We start from the raw sequence: 23,168 nt of genomic DNA on the forward strand, positions 1-23,168 counted from the left end.
AACTCGGGCGGAGAGGATCTAGCCCGGAGCCACCGATGGTGGTCTTCGGCGGCCGTATCGACACCTCGCGTACTCCGGGCTGGCACTGGGGCACCAGCCTACGTCAGACACATCCATGTGAAAACCACAAAACAGTAATAAGGCACGCGAGAGAGGTAAGAGCAAAGCTAGGGAAATCAAATAAAGCCGATGGGATCGGGGACGCCCCTGAACTCGTCCCCGTACCGAGGAATCGGTGCCCGTGTGACCTTCCTGGGAAGGATTGGTCGTACTGGTTCTTCATCGGCCGACGGTCAAATACGTTTCGCACCATACACAGAGACATCCCTGTCTCTCGCGTGGTCGCGAACTGCTCGTGTTCACCAGCGAGGGCGACTGTACCCGGAAGGTACGGCGCTCTCCAGGGGCGAGAACGCGAGCTCGCAACCGGCCGTCGGTACGGCGGCTACTCGACCCGCCAGCAGCCAAGCCGAGCCATGACGTCATGGCTAACGACAACAACACACAATTGACTCGACGCACGGACGAACAGCCAACCAGCCACCCCCACCAGATCACCGGCGATCAGGGGGGATCGCTCTAATGCGGATCGACGCATGGGGGGATCTCCTCGACATCGAGGCTCCCGAAACCGTCAGGTGTGCCGTCTGTCGCGGCACCGCCGAACGCCTATCGAGCGCGTGGCAGGGCGAGGGCACCGCCTATCACAACTACCAGTGTCGAACCGAGCGCTGTCCGGCAGCCGGCACGATCATCGAACACGAGAGCGGTGAGCACCACCGCGTCGGTCCCGTATTCGGCAGCCGCGATCTCGCCGTCCGTCTCGCTACGCGCGAGCATCCCGACGCACCCGCTGAGAGTCGGGAGGTCACGCCATGACCGAGGACGAACCCGAGAGATGCTGGACCCTCGGTTGCGACAACGAGCCGATCGTGGATGGCTACTGCGCCGAGTGCGCCGACATCTCGCCCGGTATTGTCGATACCGACGACGATTCGGAAAGCGATACCGACGAATCGGGGAAATCTGACTCAGACAGCCCCGTGGAGGACGGTTCCGACGATGCAAACCCCGGCTTCGAGAGCGATGAACCAGCGCGCGCTCGTGCAGCCTTCGCCGACGCGATCGAGTGGTTCCACAGCCAACTCGACCGCGACATCAGCGACCTCGACCTCACCTATATTGACGCCGAGGGCGATGAGCAACCTGTCGAGACTGCCCGTGAGTGGTTCCACGAGGTGCGTGGATGGTCCGACGAGACCATCGACACCGCGCGTCTCGGATGGGCATCAGCGAACCGCACGGGCCTGCTCGACCACCTCATGCGCGAGGGCTACGGCCGGGACGCGATTCTCGGGACTGGCCTGTTCACCGAGGACCTTCGCCCGCTCTGGCAGGGCCGATTCGTCTTTCCATACTTCGACACCGACGGCCAGCCCGTCTACGGTATCAGCCGGGCGACCGGCAACGAGGGCGGCGGCGCGGTCGGCTACGACGGCCACCCCGACGACGGCCTCAGCGGGAAATACGCCAAACCCGCCCATACGAAAGAATACGCTCGCGTCGAAGAGCCGATCTTCGGCCTCGATTCGATTGAGGACGACCAGCCCGTGCTCATCACCGAGGGGATCGCCGACGCGATCACCGCCCAGCAAGCGGGCTATGCGTGCATCTCGCCGGTCACGACCCGGTTCAAACGCGAGGACCGCGAGGCGCTGCGAGAGGCCCTTGACGACCACGACGTTCCCCGTGCGTACGTCGTGCAGGACGCCGAGCGGCCGAGCAGCGATCTAGACGAGGACGACCGACTCTCGCTTACGCAGGTCGGTGAGGGTCTGCGCGGTGCGCTCGATACCGCCGCGTATCTCGCCGAGCACGATACCGACGCGCAGGTGGCGGAACTCCCGCGTCCTGGTCTCGATAAAGTTGACCTCGATGATTACCTTCGTGAGTGGACCACCGACGGGACGCTCGCCCCGCTGCTCGCGAGCGCGAAACCCGCACGAGAGCATCCCGCCTACGACCCGCAGAATGCAGCCCTCGCTGCTGCCGACCGCGACCGTACCGACCCACTCGGCGACAGTACGAGTGACGACCATTCGGCGCTGTTCGATCTCGATATTCGGGATGCGAGCGGTCTCGACGCCGACTATCGCGGTGCCAGTCCGCTCGGTCATCACGGCGAGAGTGAGACGTATTTCGTCGTCATCGAGCAACGGGATGTCGCCTACGATCACAAATACAAAGCCGCGTACACCCCGCTGACGTACCTACTCGTCGAGGCGGACGAGCGCTCACCGGACGATCCGAACGGCCGGCTCGATGATTCGGAGATGTTCGCCGCGTGGTTCCACGCGAAACGAGAGGGTATCATCCCCGACGACGACCCGATCCCCCGGCGCGCACTCCGGCACGTCGCCGTCGATCACGGCCACTGCGAATCCAGCGAGATCGAAGACGGCTGGAAGTTCCCCAGCGATGCCTACGACGCCGCGCTCGATACGCTCACCGACGAATACGATGTCGAGCCGGGCCGCGACCCTCTCAGTACCGGCTGGGGATACACGCCCGACGAGGTTGACCCCACGACGCTCGATGTCGTTCTCGATCCTGAAACCGCGTGGCAGGCAGCGTGGATGATCCGACCCGACAGCCTCGATACCGCTCTCGATCACGAACCGACGGACGACGGCGAGCGCTGGCGATGCCCGCAGTGCAGCGGCGAGATCGGTGTCGTGCAAGCGGTCGCTCTCCACCTCGGCAGCATCGACTGTTGTGAGGAGCCGCTGAAAGACGACGAGTACGATGCTGCGTATCGGCGCGCTCGCGAGCGCTTCGGTGCCCCGCTCCCCGAATACGTCGATACGACGACCGCGACCGACAACTGGGCACTCGTCCAGAGCGCGGTTGCACAGCTGACTCACTGGCATCTCTCGGCGCTCGATTCGACCGTCACCGGCCTCGCGGACGGGAACGACGACGTGATAGCCGAGATCAACCCGACGTGGGAGGAATCCAGCACCGAAAAGCGGATTCTTGCCTTCCGATCGGGCGCGTTCTACTGTCGCGAGCACGACTGTACGATCGACCCGCTCCGCATCGCCGCGCTCGAACAGGGAATCATCGACGAGTGCGACGACGCGCTCGCAGGCGAGGATTTCACCGAAGCCTACCACGTCGCTCGCGAACAGTACGGTGCCCCGCTCCCCGAATGGAATACGGGCAATCCCGACCACGTTCCCGTTCTCCCGCGTGCCGACGACCTGCTCGGTGAGTTCACGACCGATCGGGACGCCCTCAATAACGCCCGCGAGGACGTTGAGGAGCTATACGCCGAGCTTGCCACCAACACCCGGAAGGCGTGGATGTTGCGTGCGCTTCCGGCGACAGGCAAGACCACCTCCGTCGTCAAGCTCGCCGACGAGTACCCCGCGCTGTATCTCACCTCCCGCAACGAGCTTCAGCAGGAGGTCGCAGCGAAGGCCGATCAGTGGGGCCACACGTCGATGCATCTCCCGATCTTCGCCGAACACCAGCCCAACGAGGGCGCGGTCGGCGAAGCCACTGCGCTCGTTCGCGAGGAGGGCAAAGACCTGCTCCGCGACCCCGAAGACCTGGTCGAGCGCATCGAAGCGCCGGTCACAATCGAAGAAGAGGACGACGACGTTCCCGATGAGGACGAGATCAACCTAGAGCGCGCGAGTTGTGCGACCGCCAACGGCGCGCACGATGAAGCGTGGCAGTTGGCCGTCCACGTCGCTCGCGAACTCGGCCATTCACCACAGGATATCCACCAGCGCGATACCGAACTGTTCGGCGCGGAACTACCGTGTCACGCCGATCATGAGTGCGGCTATAAGCTCGGCTGGGATCGTGCGACCGACCCCGACAACCCCAAAGACATCCTTATCGGCCACTACGTTCACGGCCACGTCGAGGGTGCGAAAACCTACGTCTCGCGCGAGGACGATCAGACGTGGGTTCAAGAGCGCGTCATCGCGATCGACGAGTTCCCCGGCGACGTGTACGAACGCAGCTTCGGCGAGGAGTTCCTGGATCATGCGGCATGGCTCGGCAAGGCGCTCTCTGCGGAGGTTGACGACCGACAGGACCTCTTCGAGACCGACCTGTGGGACGACGACCTCGTGCGCGCGTGGCTTCGCGGGAACGCCACCACCGAGATCGACGCGCTGGCCGAAGTGGACCAACGCCTCGAAATCATGCAGCGGTTATGTGACGCCCTCGCTGCCGTCGAGGACCTTCGCACCGACGGCAGCACCGAGGAGACGACCGAGGGCACGGACGGCGACGAGGACGCGCTGGCGGCCGCTCTCGCAAGCGTGCAGGCGCTCGGTCCTGCGTGGGACGCCACGGCGATCGACAACGTTCACGAGGCGCTGAGAGCAGCAGTGGGGAGTGCCGACCGACAGACACAAAATCGGGTCGAGAACGACGTGTTGCCCGCTCTCGCAGCCGCACGCCGCGCTCTCGATGATGGCGACAGTCTCAGCGCGACCACCGCGCCCGACCGTCTCGGCGGCGACCTCTCCGCGATGGTTGAGAACGCCGTCGAAGCGTTCTGCGAGGGCAACGACGGCGCGCGTGGGCTACTCACCGGAGCCCGGACAGCACTCGCAGGCGGCGAGGAAGGCTGCCGTGAGCTAGCGATCCATGCTCGCGATGGCTACGCCCACCCGCTCGCTCACCTGCTGCTGCATGGAACCATCGCCGAAGGTGATGCAGCGACGGAGGTTCCGACCGAGGCGTTCGATTTCGACGAGGATAGCGAGAGCGACGGAACGAACCTGAAAAGCGTTCAGCGCGAGCGCGAGACCATGCTGATCGACCGGAATCACCACGGCGCGAGCGTGCGGAACCCGCCCGCATTCCGGTCAGGAGACCACCCGAATCCCGTCGTCGGGCTGGATGCAACCGGCCGCGAGCGCTTGTGGGAGCACGCTATCGGCTGCGAGGTCGAAGCGCGTGACATCCATGACAGCGCTCGCGAACGCCGCGCGTTCCTGCGCGACGTGCTGAATCTTCAGGTGGTTCAGACCAGCCCGCACACGAAGACCTACTCCGGGTCGCCGGGCGGGAAGAACTTCGACGGCGACGTGGCGCTCATACAAGAGATCGCCGAGAAGTTCGCCGCGACACAGCTGCGTCAGGATACGCTCACCGCGACGACCAAACCCGGCGTCATCACCACCAAGAAGGTCGAGCAGGAGATCGCCAGCCGGGTCGAAGACGACATCGCAGCCATCGACCACTACGGGAACATCACCGGGTCGAACGCGCTTGGAGAACTGAATCTGGGTGCGGTGCTCGGCTGCCGGCACTTCGGCGATGCAGTGGTCGAGAAATGGGCCGCCTTCGCGGGCGAGAACATCTATCGGGCCGGCCACGGTGCCGACCTCAATTACGATAGCGCGACGGCCAACACGTACCTCAAACACATGCGCGAGGATCAGACGCTCCAAGCGATCCTCCGGTTCGGCCGTGACCAGGAAGGCGCGGTCGTGTTCGCGCACACGACGGCGCTCTCGGAGAGCTTGCCGGTCGTCGCGGACGGGGCAGTGGTCAAGGCGTTCTCGAAAAGTAAGCGAGCGGTAACGCGCGTTGCTCGGGAGTATCGCGGCCAGCAGTTCGCAGTCAGCGACATCGCACCGGAAGTCGATTGCGACAAGCGGACAGTCCGGCGGGCGTTGAACGAGTTCACCGATCTCGGCTACCTCGCAAAACACGAAACAAAGAACGGCCTCGCCAACAGCTACCGGACGAACGAGGAGCCGGGCGTCGGCGAAGCCGATTTACCCGCCCTTGATGAGCCGTTTACGCCGGCTGACGGGTCGGAGAGTGCGTCTGGCGGGCGAGGAGGGTCATCGGGGACCCCGGACGGTTCCCCCTCTAGCGTATCTAGTACGGGATTTGTCTGGGTGGTCGGGGGTGAGACGGACGCCGAGAGCGGGTATCGCCGTGTGCGGGCTACGCTCCCGGCACCGGATGCAACTGACAGCGCTGAATCGGCCGCGCCACCCGGCTGATCCCGGCTGGAACGTCGGGTGTTCGCCCGGCGTCGATAGCGACGGGTATGGTGGTCGCCGCAGTCAGGGCACACCGGGCACCGAGTGAGTACCGCGCCGCTTCACCGTGGTTCCGGTCCGAATCTTGTGTAACAATCGGACGAAGGACATCATCGTTTTGTATATAAGGCAAGGAAAGCGCCACCGAGGACACACCACCGTTTCCAGTATTCTCGATACACCGCGCACCGAGTGAGGTTACACTGGTAATTAGGATAGTTAGCCCCGATTACGCCGATGAATAGATGTCATCGAGAGTTTTCAACGTCGGGGCATTCACGATCATGACGGTCGATTTGTTACGTTCAATCGAAAACGCATCTGCATAGGGACCACCCCGAATCACCCAGCGGTCGTCTGCAACGCGCTCACCGCCCCAATGCGACAAGACACGCCGATATCCAGAGACAAATTCACGGGCTTCGGCCGGCGATTCCCACCGAAGCTTCCACACATACCCTGTCTCGCCGGTATCATTCTGATACACGTGGAGTCGATCCCCTTCCCATCCGCGGACATATCTGTAACTGTAATCATAGTGCTCCGCCTTGGAAGTTGAGACAACAGAAGAGTTGTTATATTCATCAACAGTGGTCCCGTAAAACATCATACCAATCGCTGCCGCGCCAAGCGTCCCGTAACCCCGTTGCTGATTCCCAGGAAGCCACGAAAGTATCGACGAACCACCGGGCCGCTTCTGTTTCCAGCCATCGGCATTCGTGTCGTTGAGTGAGATTTTCATTGGCGGGTCTCTCGGATAGGTATCATAGATGATTTGCTCAGAGCTAACTGGATGATTCTGATGTAACTGATTTACTGCGGCCCAGCCGCCATCTCGATACTGATCCATCACGAAATCACTACCCTCACTGTATGGGAAGTGGCGAAGTCCATACCGGGCTTCATACCGATGTCCATCCGACTGAGACTGGTCTTCGCCCCAACATTCCCATTCGTTCCCACACCGTTCTTCATACAACTGCTTGGGAGCATTGGCGGTTCCCTCTATACGAGTCCGCGTCACCTGTTTTTCCTCAACTGTTCCCTTTGGCCCCCCGAGGAGATTGTGTTGATCTTGGAGAGCATGAACGAGTTCATGGGCTAGTACCGCCTCTGTTACCTGTGACGATGGACCGGTAACCATATTGATCGAGTTTGTTCGATAGCTATAAGCTGCGAGTTGAGAATTAGCTGTCATTTGAGCGATTGCCTTGGGTTCACTTGTGTTTTCACCAACAAGAAATACCGACTCATATTGTGTGTCCTGAAACGGCTTAGAAGACATAGTACCGCCTTCATCGTTGTTTTCTATTGCGCGGCGGGGGATGAGTTCGATAGAGGTGGGTTGTTTTTGATACCAACCATAAATATTGAGAATTGCTCCATTATTGTAAACCCACATCTGTTCGAACTCTTCTTTCCGAATCGTTTCGACGCGCGCCATCGTCCGACCAAGCATAGCATGGCGTTCCTGTTCAGTCAATCCATCCGAGACATTAACGGAAATCGACTCAGAAGACCAATATCCACGTTCCCAACCGAGGACATCCTGCTGTGGGTCAGATAAATCATCTGAAGGTTGGGTAACGGTTCCTGACTCTAGGCCAGTATCAAGAGGAGCGGCTGGTATCGTATATCCAACCAAATACGCCATAATACCTTGTGTTGCTGTAGCAATAATAAACACAGTTAGTGAAATCACAAGGAACGCTAGTATGCTATTGGGAGTCTTTTCGATGAATGCTTCCATCAAACGATTGAGTGACTTTCGGAGAGAAGACAGCCGTTTCATTTTCGTGTGTGTTCCACGTTCTGGTTAGTTTGAGTCTTGACAGCCATATGTGTCTAGTGAGTTATTTGTCATCGACGTATTGCTCTAGCTCATCCGCCTGGATTTCCCATGATTTTCCGGTTGAGAGTTTGCTTGTGTAGCTGTCGTAGAGATCACTGCCACGCGCTTGCGCGTACCGGTCTGAGCTGTACGCATCCGCCAAGATGGCAACTGCCAGTGCGCGCGGACCCGACCCTGCATATCCCCATGATACCGTGTTTACTCCACTGAGATCGGAGCGTACGTCCAGATCATCATCCCCGGCGGTGACTATGTTTTCGCCGTTATGCTGGCCGCCTCGGTACGTTCTGTCGGCTGGCACTGCTAGATCTGGAGCCTCCTGACTTTCTAATGACGTTTCGTCGTCGTTTATCGTTTCTCTGTAGGCGGCTAACGCCCGCAGGATTCGTGTTCGATCATGGTTTAGCAACTCGATTTCGCTCTCGCTCCCGCTGATCGAGTATTCGACGGGATTTTGGAGCATCTTTGACAGCATCTCGATCAAGTCATCTATCGTTGGCGGCACCGTTCCTGCTGCTCTTTCCGTCAGTTCGTGTTCGACCCCTTCCTCATGATAGGTCTTCCAGACAGCTGACTTAGCGCTCGATTTGTATTCTTTTGGCTGGCTGATCTCCGATTTGAGTATTGCCAGAACGTATTCTTGCGCTCCGCGAGCGCCCTCCCTGTACCAACTTTTCGGGTCGGGGGCTTCCGCCAACCCTTCTGGTTTGTTTTCTGCTGTTCGGTTTTCTTCTTCGAGACGGAGAAGATATTTCACTACTCCGTCATACGTCATGCCCAATTCTTCTTTCAACTCGCTTAGTCGATCTCGAGCGTCATCACTGACCTGCATCGATGCCATGTTTTTACCTTATTTCTACGGTACCTTAAGTCTAGGGGCATCTATTGATGGTTTGTTTTCATGACCCCAAACGAGCCTTTCTGGGCAGACTGGTCAGAAGATGCTGAATTGAGACATCCCTCACCCCTTTTGTCTCTGAAAACCCTTCGTGCTGCCGAGAGACAGCATTAGGCACTAACTTTTACACTCATTCGTACGCAACGAGATGCATGGGACGGTTCGCCGAGAGAGAACGGGAACGGTATCGCGTCATCGTCGAGCGCTCTGGCGACAACGATGATATGACGATGGAAATCGAGTCGGGACCGACTGAACTTCCATCGGTAGTCGGCGACGCCATAGCAGGTCTGACGCACTGCGACGTGACCGCGTATCGGTTGGACGAAAACGGAAACAGAGTCGGCGAACCAGCCTATGAGGAACGAATCGAAGACCCGTACGAAGACGAGCGGGAGCTATCGAGTACGAATTCACCCTACTGAGACGAGATATGGATCCTCGCTCAGGGTTCGCCATCCGATCACTAGTGAGGTGAGCGATCAGCGGTTACTGCCGAGATGATTTTGCCTCGCGTACGTCATTTCCTTCCCGAACCATGTCAGGACAGTTCGGGCAGACGCGCACGGTGTCCATCTCAGTCGGGGCGAACACACGAACGTACTGCTCAGTAATGAATCCGCCACAATTTAGACAATCTGGCATAGTAGAGACGGTTGACCCTTGGAACTTCATTCTATCGCCCTACATTCGAAATTTGCGTTGCGGACAACCGTTCGAGACGTTGGGAGAGCGTGGGTTAGATGAATAACCTCTGGATTTCACGTATACAATTGCTCTGTTGAACGCAAGACGGCGGCGGGGTAGGGTCAGTAAACGTCTGCTACACAGCGTGAAACGCACGAATCTCCGATCAGAAGATGCAGTAGCTATCGCCAATGACGTTCAGCGAATGACAAGATGAGTGCCATTTTCGAACTCCTCTCGGTGGCGACGGCGATGTCACTGGCGGATACGCCGGAGAAAGAGAGCAGGCGGCGAGCCTAACTCGCCGCCTGCGACAGATTATGGACGATACACTTGCGGGTGAGCTCGCGGAACTGGCCATGCCAGCTCCGCGAGCGCAACTTCTCACCGTCGTCTACCTTCAGTAGTGAGAAGCCGGTTTCGCTCATCCACCGCTGATTGTAGGCATCGGCGTCCATCCGCGCGTTGTGTGCCTTCTGTAGCGGTGTCTGCTCCCTGTGTTTGATGAGTGGCCGCGTCGATTCATCGCGACAGTTCTCACGGAGAGCACTCCACGAGTAGTTCGCGTCTGCGGCCAAGATACGCAGGTCTTCCGCGTTCCGGCGGAAGACCTGCATCCCAATATGGCCGTCCCAACTCTTTCGCGTGGTGTAGTGAACATCTCTGATCGCCAGCGAGTTCATATCGATCAAAGCCGTCGTTTTCATGGCCTGAAACGAGAAATCTGCGCGTTTGCGATAATGGTAGCTCGTTTGATCACGCTGGAAGCCAGTAGCGTCGATAGCTGCCTCACCACTCCAGCCAGCCTGCTCCGCGCTCTGGCGGAGCAGGCGGCGTAACTCTCGCATCTGGAACTGCTGCTCCCAACGGCAGAACGAGCTGTAGTGCGGTGCTCGTTCGAGGCCGAATTCGTCGAGGATAGCGGTCGAATCGTTGAACCACGCTTCGGTCTCACGGAGACTCTTGTCGAGTTCGACGCGCATCAGAATCAGAGCGATCTGGACCCACTCGGCGTACCCGCTGTCGCCGTTCGGCGCAGCGGGTACGTCCGGGTCGTCGACGTACTGTTTGGCAAGCTTCTTACACTGTCGTGCAAGTGGTCGTTTCGACCTCATACCGCAAGACAGCGTCCAATTACCCACAAATCTCACGAAAACACCCGAGAAATCGGCTGAGAGCGCCCTCAGCTAGTGCTGCAACAAGGCATATACAATGCCTCCTTCGCGCAGTTTTCGACGGGCTTGGAGAATGAATCGTGCTGGATGACTCATTCGTTATACGTCTATCGATATATTTTACCGCTAGAATAACCACCTTCGAGATATGTATGATCTGACTGGCTTCCAGCGGGATCTGCTGTATGTGGCTGCCAACAAGGACGAACCGAACGGGCTTGAGCTCAGAGACGAGCTCGAAAACTACTACGGGAGTCAAATCCACCACGGACAGCTCTACTCGAATCTCGACACGCTCGTTGAGAAAGGGTTGATCGAAAAGGGCCAGCTCAACCGGCGGGCGAACTACTATCAGGTGACTCAGCGTGGTCATCGCGAGATCGAGGCCCGCCGGGAGTGGGAAGACCAATACGTCTCACCGGAGATCTGATAGCCCATGCGTAGTGTTTCAGTTCCTCGGCCGTGCGCTTTCGATAGCAACTCCTCGGGAGTAATAGTGATCGGCAATGGCGGTGAGCAGGTCTAATGGTCGAGATACCCGATCGACTGGCGTGTCTGTTCACGGGTTCAGTTACCGAAGCAGGCGATTCCTACACGATTGAGGTACCAAAGGAGGAACTCGACGTGGGAGCGATTACGGCCGGCGAGACCTATCAAATCGTGCTCCTCGAAAATCCCCAGCCGGCTGATAGCACCGACAGCGACGACCAGCAAGAGGGGTTATCGACGAACTCGGTGGGCTCAGCGTCCCGGGATCCACCTGTCTCACGGGGAGAGATGCGCGAGGTAACAATCGAGACGCTAGGTGAGCAGGGCGATGGGATAGCGAAACTTGATCGTGGATACGTGCTGATCGTGCCCGACGCACAACCTGACGATGAGGTGACAGTCGAAATCACCGAAGTCCGTCAGAACGTTGCGTTCGCAGAGGTTCGCGATCGGGCCGATTTCTGAGAGTTAGTAGCTCTCTTCAGCCGGTGAGTGTCGTATTTGTCGTAAGAAATCGCCCGGCGTAGGTACATTTATCACATTGTCCGCACTGTGTTCGCTGAGGAGAACTCATGGCCAACAGATCAAACGACAAGCGAAATTTTGCATTGCGGTCAGAGACCGGCGAGGAGACGAAGGTCTTCTCCGGGAAGATGCCACGACAGGCAGCACTCAAAGCCGCTCGGCGGCTTGAAGCGGCCGATAGCGAAGAGGAGTCGGCTCGCAGCGAGTTCCGCCTCCGGGAGAAGGGAACGAAGAAACTCCATATCTACGAGGGATGGGCGTGGCGCGAGCAAGCACCCGAGGACAAACCTGACTGGATGGCCGAGACGATAACCCAAGCGAACGTCTCGAAAGAGGGCATCGAGTATCTCGACGAGCTGTAGTTCGCGGGGCAGATACAGATTCATATGCAGGCGGGTGAAACACTGAGTATGGACGAAGAGCGGCGGATACCGCCGTTCGCCGAAGATATTCTCACCGTGTTGACCGACGCGGCTGGTGGGACCAGCGAGGAGTTTCCGAGGGACGAGGCCATCGAAGTGATTACTGACGACGAGCGCTTCGACAAAGCTGACGCCGAAGCGGCACTTGAGTCGCTTCAGAGCCGTGGATATGTCTATTACGTTGGAGAGCATATCCGGATCACGCCGACCGACTGAAGCAATTCGCCACAACTAGCAGAGAGATTCGTCCGAATTTTCACTTTCAGTGCGGTTGGGAAGGTTCTATAACCGGTTGGAGGGTATCTGTAGTAAGGACGGAACTGGTCCGGAGCTCGAAAGAGTGTGTTACACGGTTTCTTTATGATATGATACAGATGATCAAACGGCTGCTCTCGCCCTCGACAGCCGAGTCGGTCGTCGAGTGTCGGAACTGTGGTGCGAGCGTCGACCCTGACAGCGAATGCTGCCCACGGTGCGGGTCGAGTGAGATCGCATCCTACGAGATCGACGCCTGAGCCGAGGAGTTCCACCGGCTCGTGGTGTGCCCATCCAAACGACGTGTCGTGGTAGGTGTAGTGTGGGAGTGAGACAGATCACAGGAGCCCGCTTTTCTCCAGAAATCCGGTGTATGGCCCGTGGTTGTTTTCAGGTCTGCTCTCTGAGAGGATACATGGCAATCCCGTTCGGCGCGACGTGGGGGACGCTAATCGAGCGCTGTGAGAAACTGCCCGCCGACGCGACGTTGATCACACCGTTGGCGTCGAAGCGATTCCGGATCACCGACGTTCAGGAGCAGCGAATCATCATCGAGGACGTCGATTCGGGTGACTCCCAACCGCTGCAACGCGAGCAGTTCGAAGCGCTCGCCGAGCACACTCGCGAGGCAATCGATGGCTACGAACTCTCCCGGCTGCCGACGCAAGCCGAACCGTACGCAGCGGTGCTCGCACTCCACCCGCGCTACGTACTTGATGAACGCGAGAACACGTTGAGCGAACTTGAGGAGGCTGACGAGAGTGCCGTGCTGGACGATGCACCACACTTGTCGATGACCGCGAATGCAGACGACCAGCAGGACAGCGAGCGTGAAGAACCCGAGATCGACGTCTATTCGGACATGCTCTTGCTGATTGATGCGCTCGAACGCGAGGACATGAGCGCTCTCGAAAGCGTCGAGACGCCCGTACTGGTGAACCTCTATACGCTGCTGTCGGATGTCCAGCGCAACGCCAATGATCTCCGCAAAGACGTCGCCGACGTGCTCTTGGAACGCGTCGGGCATGACCGCCCAGTGCACGGCCAGTACGGCTCGGTCCAGCAGACGACGCGCCGGAACCGCTCGCTGAAAGGCGACGAAGACGTACTCACAGCGTTCGAAGGGACGGGCATCGATCGTGAGCAATTGCTCGGTGTCGACCGGGACAAGGTCGAGGAAGCACTGGATGTCGTCTCCGTGGCCGAGTCAGACGTCTATGATGTCTCCGAAAGTGAGTACGTGCGCAAAGCCGAGGTGGATGAAGAACGCAAGGAGACGCGCTTGCAAGGTCTGAAGGATCGGCTGGCAGTGAGCGATAATCCCGAGGCGGATGTGCTGCGTCAGGAGGTCGAGCGGCTGGAACAGGAAATCGAGGAGCTGACCGAGTTCTCGCCAGGTAGCACGTTCGGTGAGCAGGCCGAAAGCGGCTGAGACGTCTGTTCGCCTGACCGGGGTTCACCGGCTGGATTGGGATATCTACTGGTACCCCGTTTAGTGATCAATCACTATTCATAACCCCGTTACTTTTTCTTATTTGACAGATGAATAAGACAGTAAAATGGGCACGGCTGGAAGTTCACGTACAGCCACTCACACATTTGTCGGCTGACGTTGTGGATGGAACGCCGGTTGCACAGGTGTTGTGGTTGGCAAAACGACACGCCATCGTGGTCTTGACCTCAGATTTCTCGACAAGTGAATAGACAACGATCCCGACCGGAATCTGTGACATCACCGGTTACAGGAGCTTAGAGGACTCTTTCGCTGGGATCGATGTGCTATAGAGAGAACAGGGTCTCCAATAGAAGTGTCTCTCCGAGCTCGGCGATGAGTGACAGTGAATACGGCCGGAACATTAATGATTGTATATGATAATAACGACTCGCGGAGCAAACAACCCATGTACAAGATCATCTGTGAGAGTTGTGGAGAGTACGGCTTTCACCCATCACGAGTCGGCGCGGAAACACAGGCTGAAACGCACACGCATGAAACCGGCCACGCTTCGCACATCGAACCGATGACTGAGGCCGAGATCACATAGTCTCGAACGCAGTCAAGCGCTGACTTCCAGCTTATGAGAGAGTACTGATCTGCAGCGATGAGACCTCTGTCTATAGGTGGGCTTGTTTCACGAATCGCAACTCACCTGTGTGCGGGTCGATCGTGCTGTGGAACAGGGTTCGCTCTTCTATAGTACAGCGGAACCACGAGGCGTCGACCGAGTTGATCCCTGAATAGTCCGCATTCGGGATGGCGGCTGTTTCTCACTCTCTCGTGTCCATTGTTGGCTGCTATTCCGCCGGTGTACACAAAGCGACCGTAGAAGTACACAGGATAGAGCTACCACGAACAGACCACCGCACGACTCGCTTGGGTCACTACTCAAACAACTCCGTCTCGACGCGAACTGAATCCGGCCCAAACGCGATCAATCGACGGGTCCGCGACATTATCGGGTCGGTCCCCGCGAGCGTGAGGAGCGTTCGAAGGATGCCGCGCTTCATGATATCGGGCACGTCGTTACCATGGTGAACGAGTGCCGAGATGGCACGATGGCCGAGCAATTGCGCGTTGACCACACGCTGGACGGCGGGACAACGACGCTGGACATAGGGGCGGAGGTCTTGAGCCGAGAGCACGCCAGCCGTTCGATCAAGCGCGCGGACGACGATACTGTGGAGGACTGCAGCGTCCTGAATCGCCAGCGCATTGCCCTGTCCGGCAACCGGTGAGGCGACGTGAGCTGCGTCACCGATGAGGACGAGTCCGTCGCGTACCCATCCGTCGCTCAGGCCGGGCGCAACGTTCAACAGCGAGCAATCGTTGAAGCTGGTCACTGACGCGAGACCGTCGCGCAGACGGGGATCGACTGCTGCGATACGCTCGCGGAAGCTCTCGATACCTGCCTCACGGATGGCTGGATACGTTCCTTTGGGGATGAGCCAGCCAAGTTGGAGGTCCGTTCCAAGGCCGAAGTACAGCACTTGGCCGTGCTCGTTGATGCGCACCTGGGTTTCGTGCGGCACTGTGCTGGGGACCTTCAACCACACTACCTGGAAGTCCGTCTCGAACAAACCGGGATCGATGTCTGCGACCGAGCGAACAGTCGAGAAGCGGCCATCGGCTCCGACGACGACCTGCGCTCGCACCTCGACGGCCTTGTTCGCTTCACGGTCGGTAGCGCGCACGCCAACCACCGTTCCATCTTCAACGATGAGATCCTGTACTGGCATCGCGTTACGAAACTCGAACGTTTCGAACCGCTTCGTTGCGTCAACGAGCAGCCGGAGCAAGGGCGGTTGCTCGATCGAAAGCACGAAATCGTGCGGGGCAGGGAGGGTCGTGAAATCGATGAGGGTGCGTGTGTGACCGTAGAGATCGACGCCGAACTGAGTGATCTCCGCGTGGTTGAGCGCCAGTACGTCCTCCACCAGGTCTATGTCGTTGAATAGTCGGAGTGCCGAGGGCTGGAACGCGTAGCCGTGGAACTCCCGATCGAGTGATGACTGGCGTTCGAGCAATATCGTCTCGACACCGCTGCGCGCGAGCAGATGGCTCAACATGCACCCTGCAGGACCAGCACCGACGACTACCGCGTCGACTTCAACAGTACACACGCTTTCGTCGTCGGTCACATCGGAACCAGTTGTTTCTCACGCTTGATTGATTGTTGTTAACACGTTATTCCGCCAGTCCACAGAAGAACGTCCTCGTTTATCTTGAATCCATGATGGGAGGAATGGTTGTTGAGGTTACATATCCTGGCGGTCGGTCTTGATGTAAGGGGCCGGTTCGACAGTCGCCTGAATTTTCGTCATAGTGTGAGGAATGCCCTGCGTTTTCGCGGTGTCAGGTTCACCCCACTCGACGGTGACTTGGGTCCCCGGTTCAGAGTACTCGGTCTCGACCCAGCCGAGGGCCGGGAGCTCCTGCTCGTTGTAGTTGTACGCCGGGTGCTTGCACATTCCAATGTGCTCGCCACCTTCGTCGACGACCGAGTCGTATCGCGAGATCGAACTCTCGAAGGGGACATCCGGAATCTGCATGTACTGATAGGTGTCCTCCTCGTCGAAGATCGAGTTCTGAATCCGCTCGACGTCGCCGTCGTCGAAGATGAGCGTGACCTTTTGCTGGGCCGGGTCCTCGACCTCTTCCTTGACGGCCTCCTTGCCGACGAAATCGTGGTCGAAGTTGGGAATGTGGGTGTAGCCCATCGCCCCCAGCGTCGCGTAGTAATCGGTGACATCGTCGCTGACGAAACTCCCGCCGAGAGCGAAGTTCGCCTCCAAGGTCTCGACGGGGAGCCACTCTCGGTACTCCTGGAGGTCCGGGTGCTCGTAGATCGCCGGGAGCGGGAGGGGAATCCAGGCGAGTTCCGGAGCCGTCGAGATGTAGGCCTTGTTCCCGACCTGGCGGAGGTCGTACTGCTCGCCCAGCTCGAAGATGTAGTCGAGCACGTCGCCGTGGTGTTGATAGTCGGCGAAAATCTCGAAGCCTTTCTCGCTGGTCATCTGGTGGCCCAGCGCATAGACGGGAACGTCGTTCACCGTGAACTCGTCCATCTGGAAGAAGGAGATCCCCGAGAACCCGCCGTCGACGATGTCCTCCGCCAGATCCATCGCCTTGGGCCCCATCAGCTCGAAGCGGAAGTAAGCGGGGTCATTCGGGCCGAGCGGATTGTAGATGTGCTCGCACTCGACGTCGTAGTCGCCCTTCTGTGCATGGAAGTCCGTCCAGTTGTGGGTCGGCTCCTCCCCGACGAAGAGGAAGTGGCCTTCCTCCAACCAGAAGATAATACAGTCGCCGATGACGTATCCGTCCGGATTGCAGACGACGTACTGCTTGGCCATCGGGGGTCCGCCATCCCGCCAGTTCTGGAAGCTGTTGACGGCGAGGCTCTCGAAGAGATTGAGGGCGTCCGCCTCGTCGCCCGTCACGCTCATATGGGTCATGTGAAACGACTGGTCGATGATGGCCACGTCCTCCCGCCAGGCCTGCTGCTCCCGTGCCCAGTGGGTGAATTCCTCGGGGAAGTCGTACGACTTGTCCGGATATTCCCAAATGGAGGCCTCAAGATCCCGATCCCGCATGAACTGGACGAGATCGTCGACCGAGTCGATGACGTCTAGTAAGTTGCTCGGTGGCATATGTACCTTCCATGACTGATTTGAATTCGCTGTCTGATAAACCTTGGTCAAAATTCATGATCTTCGGGGGATCTGCTTCTACACCCGTTCGTTTCAACACCAAGGTAATCTGACTATTTTGCTTGAAGAAGGCGAAGCCGCTGGCGGTCAGCGCCATCGCCATCGTTCCCGGCGTTTCGGGGGACCTTACCATCAACAAGCAATCCCAGCGGGAATGTCGCCCCGGAAGCAGACAACGACTAAGTGCGAGCAGCATCAGTAGCCCGTGTGCCGTACAAGAGTCGAAACGGCGGGTATCACAAAGAAACGTGTAACTACGCTTCGATAGGTTCCTATCGTCATGTAGAAGAATTTTCACGACATGCCGAGTTCACGGACTGTATTGCCTGCGAGTTCCATTAAATAGGAACGCTGAGTTGACGGTGTTCTGGTCCCTCTGTTCAGCACATCAAGCTCAAAGGTTTTGGAGGGTGGGTCAGGAAGGAGTACCTTCTGGACAGTCTTAGCTTACTGTTTCCTTCATGATGTTCGTTTGAAATCCACCCCAGTTAGTCTAAGTAAAGACTATATGTGGTGGGTATGTTCTACAACTAACTCGCATGGCGAAGAAAACCATCGGGCGCAATGCCGGAGATTCCGGTCGTGTCAACGTCTCCGGGAGCGAACTCGATCAACTCGATCTCGCAATCGGTAGCGCGGTCGATATTGACGTCGCTGAGTCGAAAGACATTGCGCAGGCACTTATCGATAGCAAAGATACAGACCGGTTTCTCATCGTCACCCCCACTGAATAACTACGAATGCAGGATACAACCGAATTCCGAACGAACCGCGATCTGTTCTCGAACCACTATCTCGACGAACACCTCCCAGAAACGGACGCCTGGGAGTCGGTCGACGCTACCGAACTCCAAGAAGCGTACGACGATATCGTCGATCTCTGGGAGCGCGAGCGTGATCTCGTTGCAGATCGGAACGAATCCCAGCTTGAAGAGAAGTTCATCCGCCCGATGTTCCGGAATTTGGGCATCCCGTTCGAGGTCGAGGAAAGCGTTGAACAGGGCCAACGCCGACCCGACTACGGATTCTTCGAGTCGGACGAGGGAGCACGAAACGCGTTCACGCGCCGACGCGATGGCGGCGATTTCTACAAGCATGCGGTCGCGGTTGCTGACGCAAAGCGCTGGGGCCGCAAGCTCGACACGCGAGGCGAACAGCAGCGCGATTTCGAGAACCCGAGCTACCAGATCCACGTCTATCTTCAAGAGACCCCGACGACATGGGCAGTCCTCACGAACGGCGAGTACTGGCGGCTCTATTACGGTCCAACCAGCCACCGGCTCGATTCGTACTACGAGATCCATCTCCCGACGGTGCTCGAATCGGGCGATTTGGAGGCCTTCAAGTATTTCTACTTGTTCTTCCAGCACGAGGCGTTCCTTCCGGACACGAGTGGTGACTGCTTCCTCGACGATGTTTACAGCGAAAGCAACGTCTTTGCCGAGGAGTTGGGCGAGGACCTACAGAACAACATCTACGACGCGATTCAGTCGCTCGCGGAAGGGTTTCTCACCTACCCCGACAACGACCTCGGTGCCGACGATCTGGATCTCATCCACGACAGTTCGCTGATCTACCTTTACCGACTCATCTTCGTGCTGTACGCCGAGAGCGAGGGACGAGACCTCCTCAACACGGACAATGAGATCTACGAGCGGTCGTACAGTCTGAACACGATCAAACAGGAGGTCGCCGAGGGACTCGACAGCGACAGTCCGAGCTATCAGAACTGGCAGGACGACCTATGGGACCGGATCGATGAACTGTTCCAGCTGATCGATCAGGGGAGTACCTCACGCGGGATTCCGAAAGAGGACCTCCACATTCCGGCCTACAATGGCGGACTGTTTCGGACGAACCCCGACCCGGGCGACAACCGTGAGACACGATTCTTGGCCACGCACGCGGTGGGCGACGAGTATCTCGCGCGCGTCATCGAGTTGTTGACCCGAAGTCGAACCGGGAGTAGCGGGAAGATATTCGTGGACTACTCCTCGCTCGACGTGCGTCACCTCGGGAGTATCTACGAAGGACTCCTCGAATACCAACTGAACGTCGCGGACGAGCCGCTCACGCTCGACGACGGCGAGTACGTGCTTGCCGATGGTGGTGCGGCAGTGGCCGTCGAACCCGGCGAGGTGTATCTCACGACGGACTCGGGCGAGCGCAAGGCCACGGGGTCGTACTACACGCCGGAGTACGTGGTCGAGTATATCGTCGAGAACACGCTGGAGCCGCTGGTTGACAGCATCCGTGAGGATTTGGCGGGAAACGTCTCCTACGATGACGAGACTGGTTTTGCTGAGGAATTCGCGGATCGTATCTTCGAGCTAAAAATCCTTGATCCGGCGATGGGGAGCGGGCACTTCTTGACGAACACCATCGACTACCTCGCCCGCGAGATCATCGACGCACAGGAACGGCAGGCCGAACAGCAGGGTATCGAGACGGTTGAGGAGGACCACGACATCAACTGGGCGCGTCGGAAGGTCGCCCAGCGCTGTATATACGGCGTGGACCTGAACCCGCTCGCCGTCGAACTGGCGAAGGTGTCTCTCTGGCTGCGGACGCTCGCTGCCGAGCAACCCCTCGCGTTCCTCGACCACCACCTCAAGGCGGGAAACTCACTCGTTGGGAGCGACATCGAGGACGTCCTTGGACAGAACGATGATGCAAGCGAGAGCGGCCAGCTTACGCTCCAGCAGTCCTTCGAGCACACGCGCCAGCAGGCACTCGAACACGTAATGGAGCGCTTCACCGACTTGCTCTCTATCGACAACGAGACGCTCGCGGACATCAAGCGGATGGAAGACGCCTACGACGATGTCCGCGGCGACGACCTCTACCAACACCTGCTGGCGATGGCGAACATCCACACCGCCGAGGAGTTCGGACTGGATGTGCCGAGTGACGTTTACGAACGGATGGCCGAGGCGTTACGCGACGACTCGTGGAACGAAATCGAGGGCCAAGACTGGTTCGAGAGAGCGCAAGCGATGGCCTCCGAGGAGAACTTCTTCCACTGGGAACTTGAATTCCCCGTAGCGTTCTATGGCGACGACGGGAGGCGACGAGCGAATGCGGGATTCGATGCAGTCATTGGGAACCCTCCGTGGATGGTGTTTCAGAAAATAGATGCTGAGGATCGAGATTTCCAGCGAGACCACTACGAATCCGCGACAGCGAAATATGATCTGTATGCTGTGTTTATTGAACGGGGGATGGAACTACTGAGCGAAGTGGGAGAATTCGGATATATTGTACAAAACAAATTCATTTCGGCAGATTATGGGAAGTACGTCAAAGAGAAAATGCTGGATCAAGCGTACGTCGGTCAGATCCTCGATTTTGAAGACGCTGGTATTTTCCAAGGGACGACAACCTATCCCCTAATCCTTCGGCTTACAAAAACAGAGTGTAGCACTTTCGATTATCTCCATTTGCCTGATGCTTCTCCAGAAGAGATCGAGGACCTGCTAACCGGTCAGAGTCTAACTCTCAATACAATAGACAGCGAACGGTTAAAGCCAAATCAGGCGTGGATTTTCCCAAATGGTGAGCAACAATCGGTGATTGACTCACTACGAGATACTCCGACGGTGGTCGATAGCGACGTTTTCGAGATTTCAAAAAGTGTATCTACGAATCTCAAGGAGGCGTTCCTTTTTGAGAGCCCGAAAGATCAAATAAATATTGAAAATGAACTGTTGCAGTCAGTCGTTGATGGTGAGGATATTCATCGATACAGTTCTCCAGCTATAGAGAAGTATCTTCTATTCCCATACGAGAGAGATGGTTCTGGGGAGCTCAAATTGGTTGATATTGACCAGTACCCACGAGCCAAATCCCACCTGTTGGGATATGAAGAAGATCTTCGGAATAGGAGATATTATAATAAGTCGATTCAAGAGGCTGGTCTTGAGTGGTACGAGTATCCGCATGTGAAGCAGAACCACAACCGACCGAAGGTTCTCTTTCCAGATATCTCGACAACCCCCGAGTATACGTTTGACTCGGAGGGTGATGTTTTGACGACTACAACAGCGTATGCTGGTGTTCCTGAGATAGATGTCGATCCTCGATACTTATCGGCGGTTCTCAACTCCTCTACTCTTCGTTTTGTGTTCGAGCTAATCACCCCCTATCTTTCGGGTGGCTACTATCGGTATCAGCCCCAATATATTCATGAGTTGCCTATTGCTGTGCCTGATGTGACTGAGAATGAGCCGGACTATCAGTCTCCTACTACTCTAGTCTCTGAAGGTGATAGTTTGCAGCCAAGAAGCAACTCTGTTCGGTACTATCAGCTAGTCGACTCCGCGGAGATTCAGCGGGGCCATGTTGACCGTCGCTACTCGCTCAATCTTTCCCTCCTCGACTACCTCGGCAACTACCATGAGGGTCCGAAGCTCCCAGATGTGGGTCTTTTCCAGCCGACATCGTCGAACGTCCTCGATGCCACCACGGAGGAGTACGAGAAGCTCCGTGTGGGCGGCGTGAAGACCGAGCGCAACGGGTACAGCGTCACGGTGTACGCGACGGCTCGGTACAAGCCCGAAGACGAGGACGAGTTCAAAACCGACCAGTGGGGCTACACGGAGACCGACTACACGGAGGCGTTCACGCTCGCCGACCTCACCGAGAAAGAATCCGCACTCGTCGAGGCGTTCGTGCCCGTCGCCGTCGAGGAGGCCGATGGCTTTGCGGGCTTTCGTGATAACGCGACGAAGACGAACTCGCCCATCGATCGCCTGAAGGCGATCACGCTGCCGACCCCCGGCGACGTCGCGAACGACCTGGAGCGGTATATTCAGACGAAGGAGCGGGCCGACGAACTTGACGAGATGATCGAGAAGACCAACCAGCTCATCGATGAGATCGTCTACGACCTCTACGATCTCACCGAGGAGGAGATCGAAATAGTCGAATCGGCCGTACAGGATGACTGACTACGAAGTCGGCAACCACGTCACGTTCGCCGGCGGGCAGGGCCAGATCACCAACATCGAGGATCGCCCGAACGGCAGTCACTTGCTCCATGTATACACCACTGACGGCCAGCTCCGCAAGCAAGGCAACGATCCAGAGAAATCAAGACAAATCGCCGACGACCTTGGACAAGACATCTTCCCGTCAGGGAACGCGTGGGAATCGCTGAAGACGTCAGCGAGAAACCGCCGCACGTGGATTCTCGTCTTTCTCTACACGGTCTCCTTCGGCGGGGGATTCACGTCCTTGTCGGCCTGGTTCCCGACCTACTGGGAGCAGTTCCACGAACTGTCGCTCGCGACGGCGGGACTTCTGGCGGGGGTCTTCATCGCCTACGGATCGCTCATTCGGGTCCCGGCCGGAAGCATCAGTGACAGGTTCGGTGGTGAGATCGTCGCCATCGTTAGTTTTGCGATCATGGCGCTCGGCAGCGTGATCATGACGTTCGCCACGGGATTCTGGCCGGCGATTGCCGGTATGATGGTTCTGGGAACCGGAATGGGAATTGCTAATGCCGCGGTGTTCGAACCTGTTCGTAGGCGTGGTGTTAACACCTCCACTATCATATCGCCTTGACAATCG

General features: G+C 57.8%; 17 protein-coding genes. 11 read left to right on the plus strand and 6 right to left on the minus strand.

Translation table 11 applies throughout. From position 1 onward, the window contains the following. Window positions 1–582 precede the first annotated feature (582 nt). Together MUK72_RS18025 and MUK72_RS18030 are read left to right on the plus strand one after the other, a co-directional pair. Complete coding sequence (locus MUK72_RS18025) at window positions 583–879, plus strand: hypothetical protein (protein WP_244706566.1); 297 nt, start codon at window positions 583–585, stop codon at window positions 877–879. After that, on the plus strand, window positions 876–6,044 hold the full coding sequence (locus tag MUK72_RS18030) for a hypothetical protein (RefSeq protein WP_244706568.1): 5,169 nt from the start codon (window positions 876–878) through the stop codon (window positions 6,042–6,044). Before MUK72_RS18025 ends, MUK72_RS18030 begins: the two co-directional genes overlap by 4 nt. Window positions 6,045–6,312: 268 nt before the next feature. Here the strand turns inward: MUK72_RS18030 and MUK72_RS18035 are convergent, their stop codons facing one another. Next, window positions 6,313–7,833: an Hvo_1808 family surface protein gene (locus tag MUK72_RS18035; protein WP_244706570.1), complete on the minus strand. Its 1,521-nt coding sequence runs from the start codon at window positions 7,831–7,833 to the stop codon at window positions 6,313–6,315. Between the two features lie 103 nt (window positions 7,834–7,936). Then, window positions 7,937–8,776, minus strand: coding sequence for a DUF6166 domain-containing protein (locus MUK72_RS18040; protein WP_244706572.1), 840 nt, complete (start codon window positions 8,774–8,776; stop codon window positions 7,937–7,939). A gap of 209 nt (window positions 8,777–8,985) precedes the next feature. Here MUK72_RS18040 and MUK72_RS18045 point away from each other — a divergent pair, with 209 nt between their 5' ends. After that, window positions 8,986–9,258: a hypothetical protein gene (locus MUK72_RS18045; RefSeq protein ID WP_244706574.1), complete on the plus strand. Its 273-nt coding sequence runs from the start codon at window positions 8,986–8,988 to the stop codon at window positions 9,256–9,258. 64 nt (window positions 9,259–9,322) lie between these two features. Here MUK72_RS18045 and MUK72_RS20510 read toward each other — a convergent pair whose 3' ends face one another. Together MUK72_RS20510 and MUK72_RS18050 are read right to left on the minus strand one after the other, a co-directional pair. Further along, entirely contained in the window at window positions 9,323–9,478 is a 156-nt protein-coding gene (locus MUK72_RS20510) for a DUF7563 family protein (RefSeq protein WP_425311111.1), read from the minus strand. Window positions 9,479–9,816: 338 nt separating this feature from the next. Further along, window positions 9,817–10,635 (minus strand): IS5 family transposase, encoded by an 819-nt coding sequence (locus MUK72_RS18050; RefSeq protein ID WP_244706576.1) that lies wholly within the window; start codon window positions 10,633–10,635, stop codon window positions 9,817–9,819. Window positions 10,636–10,843: 208 nt separating this feature from the next. On the opposite strand from MUK72_RS18050, the gene MUK72_RS18055 reads away from it, so the two are divergent. The 5 genes from MUK72_RS18055 to MUK72_RS18075 all read left to right on the plus strand — a co-directional run bounded on the left by MUK72_RS18055 (window position 10,844) and on the right by MUK72_RS18075 (window position 13,818). Beyond that, window positions 10,844–11,125 (plus strand): PadR family transcriptional regulator, encoded by a 282-nt coding sequence (locus tag MUK72_RS18055; protein WP_244706578.1) that lies wholly within the window; start codon window positions 10,844–10,846, stop codon window positions 11,123–11,125. A gap of 95 nt (window positions 11,126–11,220) precedes the next feature. Beyond that, the gene (locus MUK72_RS18060) at window positions 11,221–11,649 is read left to right on the plus strand and encodes a TRAM domain-containing protein (RefSeq protein ID WP_244706580.1); all 429 of its coding nucleotides are present in this window, start codon (window positions 11,221–11,223) and stop codon (window positions 11,647–11,649) included. Window positions 11,650–11,756: 107 nt separating this feature from the next. After that, the gene (locus tag MUK72_RS18065) at window positions 11,757–12,071 is read left to right on the plus strand and encodes a non-histone chromosomal MC1 family protein (RefSeq protein ID WP_244706582.1); all 315 of its coding nucleotides are present in this window, start codon (window positions 11,757–11,759) and stop codon (window positions 12,069–12,071) included. Window positions 12,072–12,119: 48 nt separating this feature from the next. Beyond that, entirely contained in the window at window positions 12,120–12,347 is a 228-nt protein-coding gene (locus tag MUK72_RS18070) for a hypothetical protein (RefSeq protein WP_244706585.1), read from the plus strand. 454 nt (window positions 12,348–12,801) lie between these two features. After that, window positions 12,802–13,818, plus strand: coding sequence for a DUF7983 family protein (locus MUK72_RS18075; protein WP_244706587.1), 1,017 nt, complete (start codon window positions 12,802–12,804; stop codon window positions 13,816–13,818). A 950-nt stretch (window positions 13,819–14,768) separates the two neighbouring features. On the opposite strand, the gene MUK72_RS18080 is transcribed toward MUK72_RS18075, so the two are convergent. Together MUK72_RS18080 and MUK72_RS18085 are read right to left on the minus strand one after the other, a co-directional pair. Beyond that, the gene (locus tag MUK72_RS18080) at window positions 14,769–16,025 is read right to left on the minus strand and encodes an FAD-dependent monooxygenase (RefSeq protein WP_244706589.1); all 1,257 of its coding nucleotides are present in this window, start codon (window positions 16,023–16,025) and stop codon (window positions 14,769–14,771) included. 117 nt (window positions 16,026–16,142) lie between these two features. Continuing rightward, on the minus strand, window positions 16,143–17,537 hold the full coding sequence (locus tag MUK72_RS18085; protein WP_244706592.1) for an aminomethyl transferase family protein: 1,395 nt from the start codon (window positions 17,535–17,537) through the stop codon (window positions 16,143–16,145). Window positions 17,538–18,136: 599 nt separating this feature from the next. On the opposite strand from MUK72_RS18085, the gene MUK72_RS18090 reads away from it, so the two are divergent. Genes MUK72_RS18090 through MUK72_RS18100 form a run of 3 tightly spaced genes read left to right on the plus strand, consistent with a single transcriptional unit; the run spans window position 18,137 to window position 23,162 of the window. After that, window positions 18,137–18,331: a hypothetical protein gene (locus tag MUK72_RS18090; RefSeq protein WP_244706594.1), complete on the plus strand. Its 195-nt coding sequence runs from the start codon at window positions 18,137–18,139 to the stop codon at window positions 18,329–18,331. Window positions 18,332–18,337: 6 nt separating this feature from the next. Next, window positions 18,338–22,546: an Eco57I restriction-modification methylase domain-containing protein gene (locus tag MUK72_RS18095; protein ID WP_244706596.1), complete on the plus strand. Its 4,209-nt coding sequence runs from the start codon at window positions 18,338–18,340 to the stop codon at window positions 22,544–22,546. Beyond that, a complete protein-coding gene (locus MUK72_RS18100; protein ID WP_244706598.1) occupies window positions 22,539–23,162 on the plus strand; it encodes an MFS transporter in 624 nt (207 codons plus the stop codon). The genes MUK72_RS18095 and MUK72_RS18100 overlap by 8 nt, the downstream gene beginning before the upstream one ends. The last annotated feature ends 6 nt before the right edge of the window (window positions 23,163–23,168 follow it).

It is taken from the genome of Halococcus dombrowskii, from assembly GCF_022870485.1.
Classification (GTDB): domain Archaea; phylum Halobacteriota; class Halobacteria; order Halobacteriales; family Halococcaceae; genus Halococcus; species Halococcus morrhuae.

Coding starts and splice junctions, on each gene's coding strand:
- MUK72_RS18025 (WP_244706566.1), top strand. CDS start 583: ATGCGGATCGACGCATGGGGGGATCTCCTCGACATCGAGGCTCCCGAA.
- MUK72_RS18030 (WP_244706568.1), top strand. CDS start 876: ATGACCGAGGACGAACCCGAGAGATGCTGGACCCTCGGTTGCGACAAC.
- MUK72_RS18035 (WP_244706570.1), bottom strand. CDS start 7,833: ATGGAAGCATTCATCGAAAAGACTCCCAATAGCATACTAGCGTTCCTT.
- MUK72_RS18040 (WP_244706572.1), bottom strand. CDS start 8,776: ATGGCATCGATGCAGGTCAGTGATGACGCTCGAGATCGACTAAGCGAG.
- MUK72_RS18045 (WP_244706574.1), top strand. CDS start 8,986: ATGGGACGGTTCGCCGAGAGAGAACGGGAACGGTATCGCGTCATCGTC.
- MUK72_RS20510 (WP_425311111.1), bottom strand. CDS start 9,478: ATGCCAGATTGTCTAAATTGTGGCGGATTCATTACTGAGCAGTACGTT.
- MUK72_RS18050 (WP_244706576.1), bottom strand. CDS start 10,635: ATGAGGTCGAAACGACCACTTGCACGACAGTGTAAGAAGCTTGCCAAA.
- MUK72_RS18055 (WP_244706578.1), top strand. CDS start 10,844: ATGTATGATCTGACTGGCTTCCAGCGGGATCTGCTGTATGTGGCTGCC.
- MUK72_RS18060 (WP_244706580.1), top strand. CDS start 11,221: ATGGTCGAGATACCCGATCGACTGGCGTGTCTGTTCACGGGTTCAGTT.
- MUK72_RS18065 (WP_244706582.1), top strand. CDS start 11,757: ATGGCCAACAGATCAAACGACAAGCGAAATTTTGCATTGCGGTCAGAG.
- MUK72_RS18070 (WP_244706585.1), top strand. CDS start 12,120: ATGGACGAAGAGCGGCGGATACCGCCGTTCGCCGAAGATATTCTCACC.
- MUK72_RS18075 (WP_244706587.1), top strand. CDS start 12,802: ATGGCAATCCCGTTCGGCGCGACGTGGGGGACGCTAATCGAGCGCTGT.
- MUK72_RS18085 (WP_244706592.1), bottom strand. CDS start 17,537: ATGCCACCGAGCAACTTACTAGACGTCATCGACTCGGTCGACGATCTC.
- MUK72_RS18090 (WP_244706594.1), top strand. CDS start 18,137: ATGGCGAAGAAAACCATCGGGCGCAATGCCGGAGATTCCGGTCGTGTC.
- MUK72_RS18095 (WP_244706596.1), top strand. CDS start 18,338: ATGCAGGATACAACCGAATTCCGAACGAACCGCGATCTGTTCTCGAAC.
- MUK72_RS18100 (WP_244706598.1), top strand. CDS start 22,539: ATGACTGACTACGAAGTCGGCAACCACGTCACGTTCGCCGGCGGGCAG.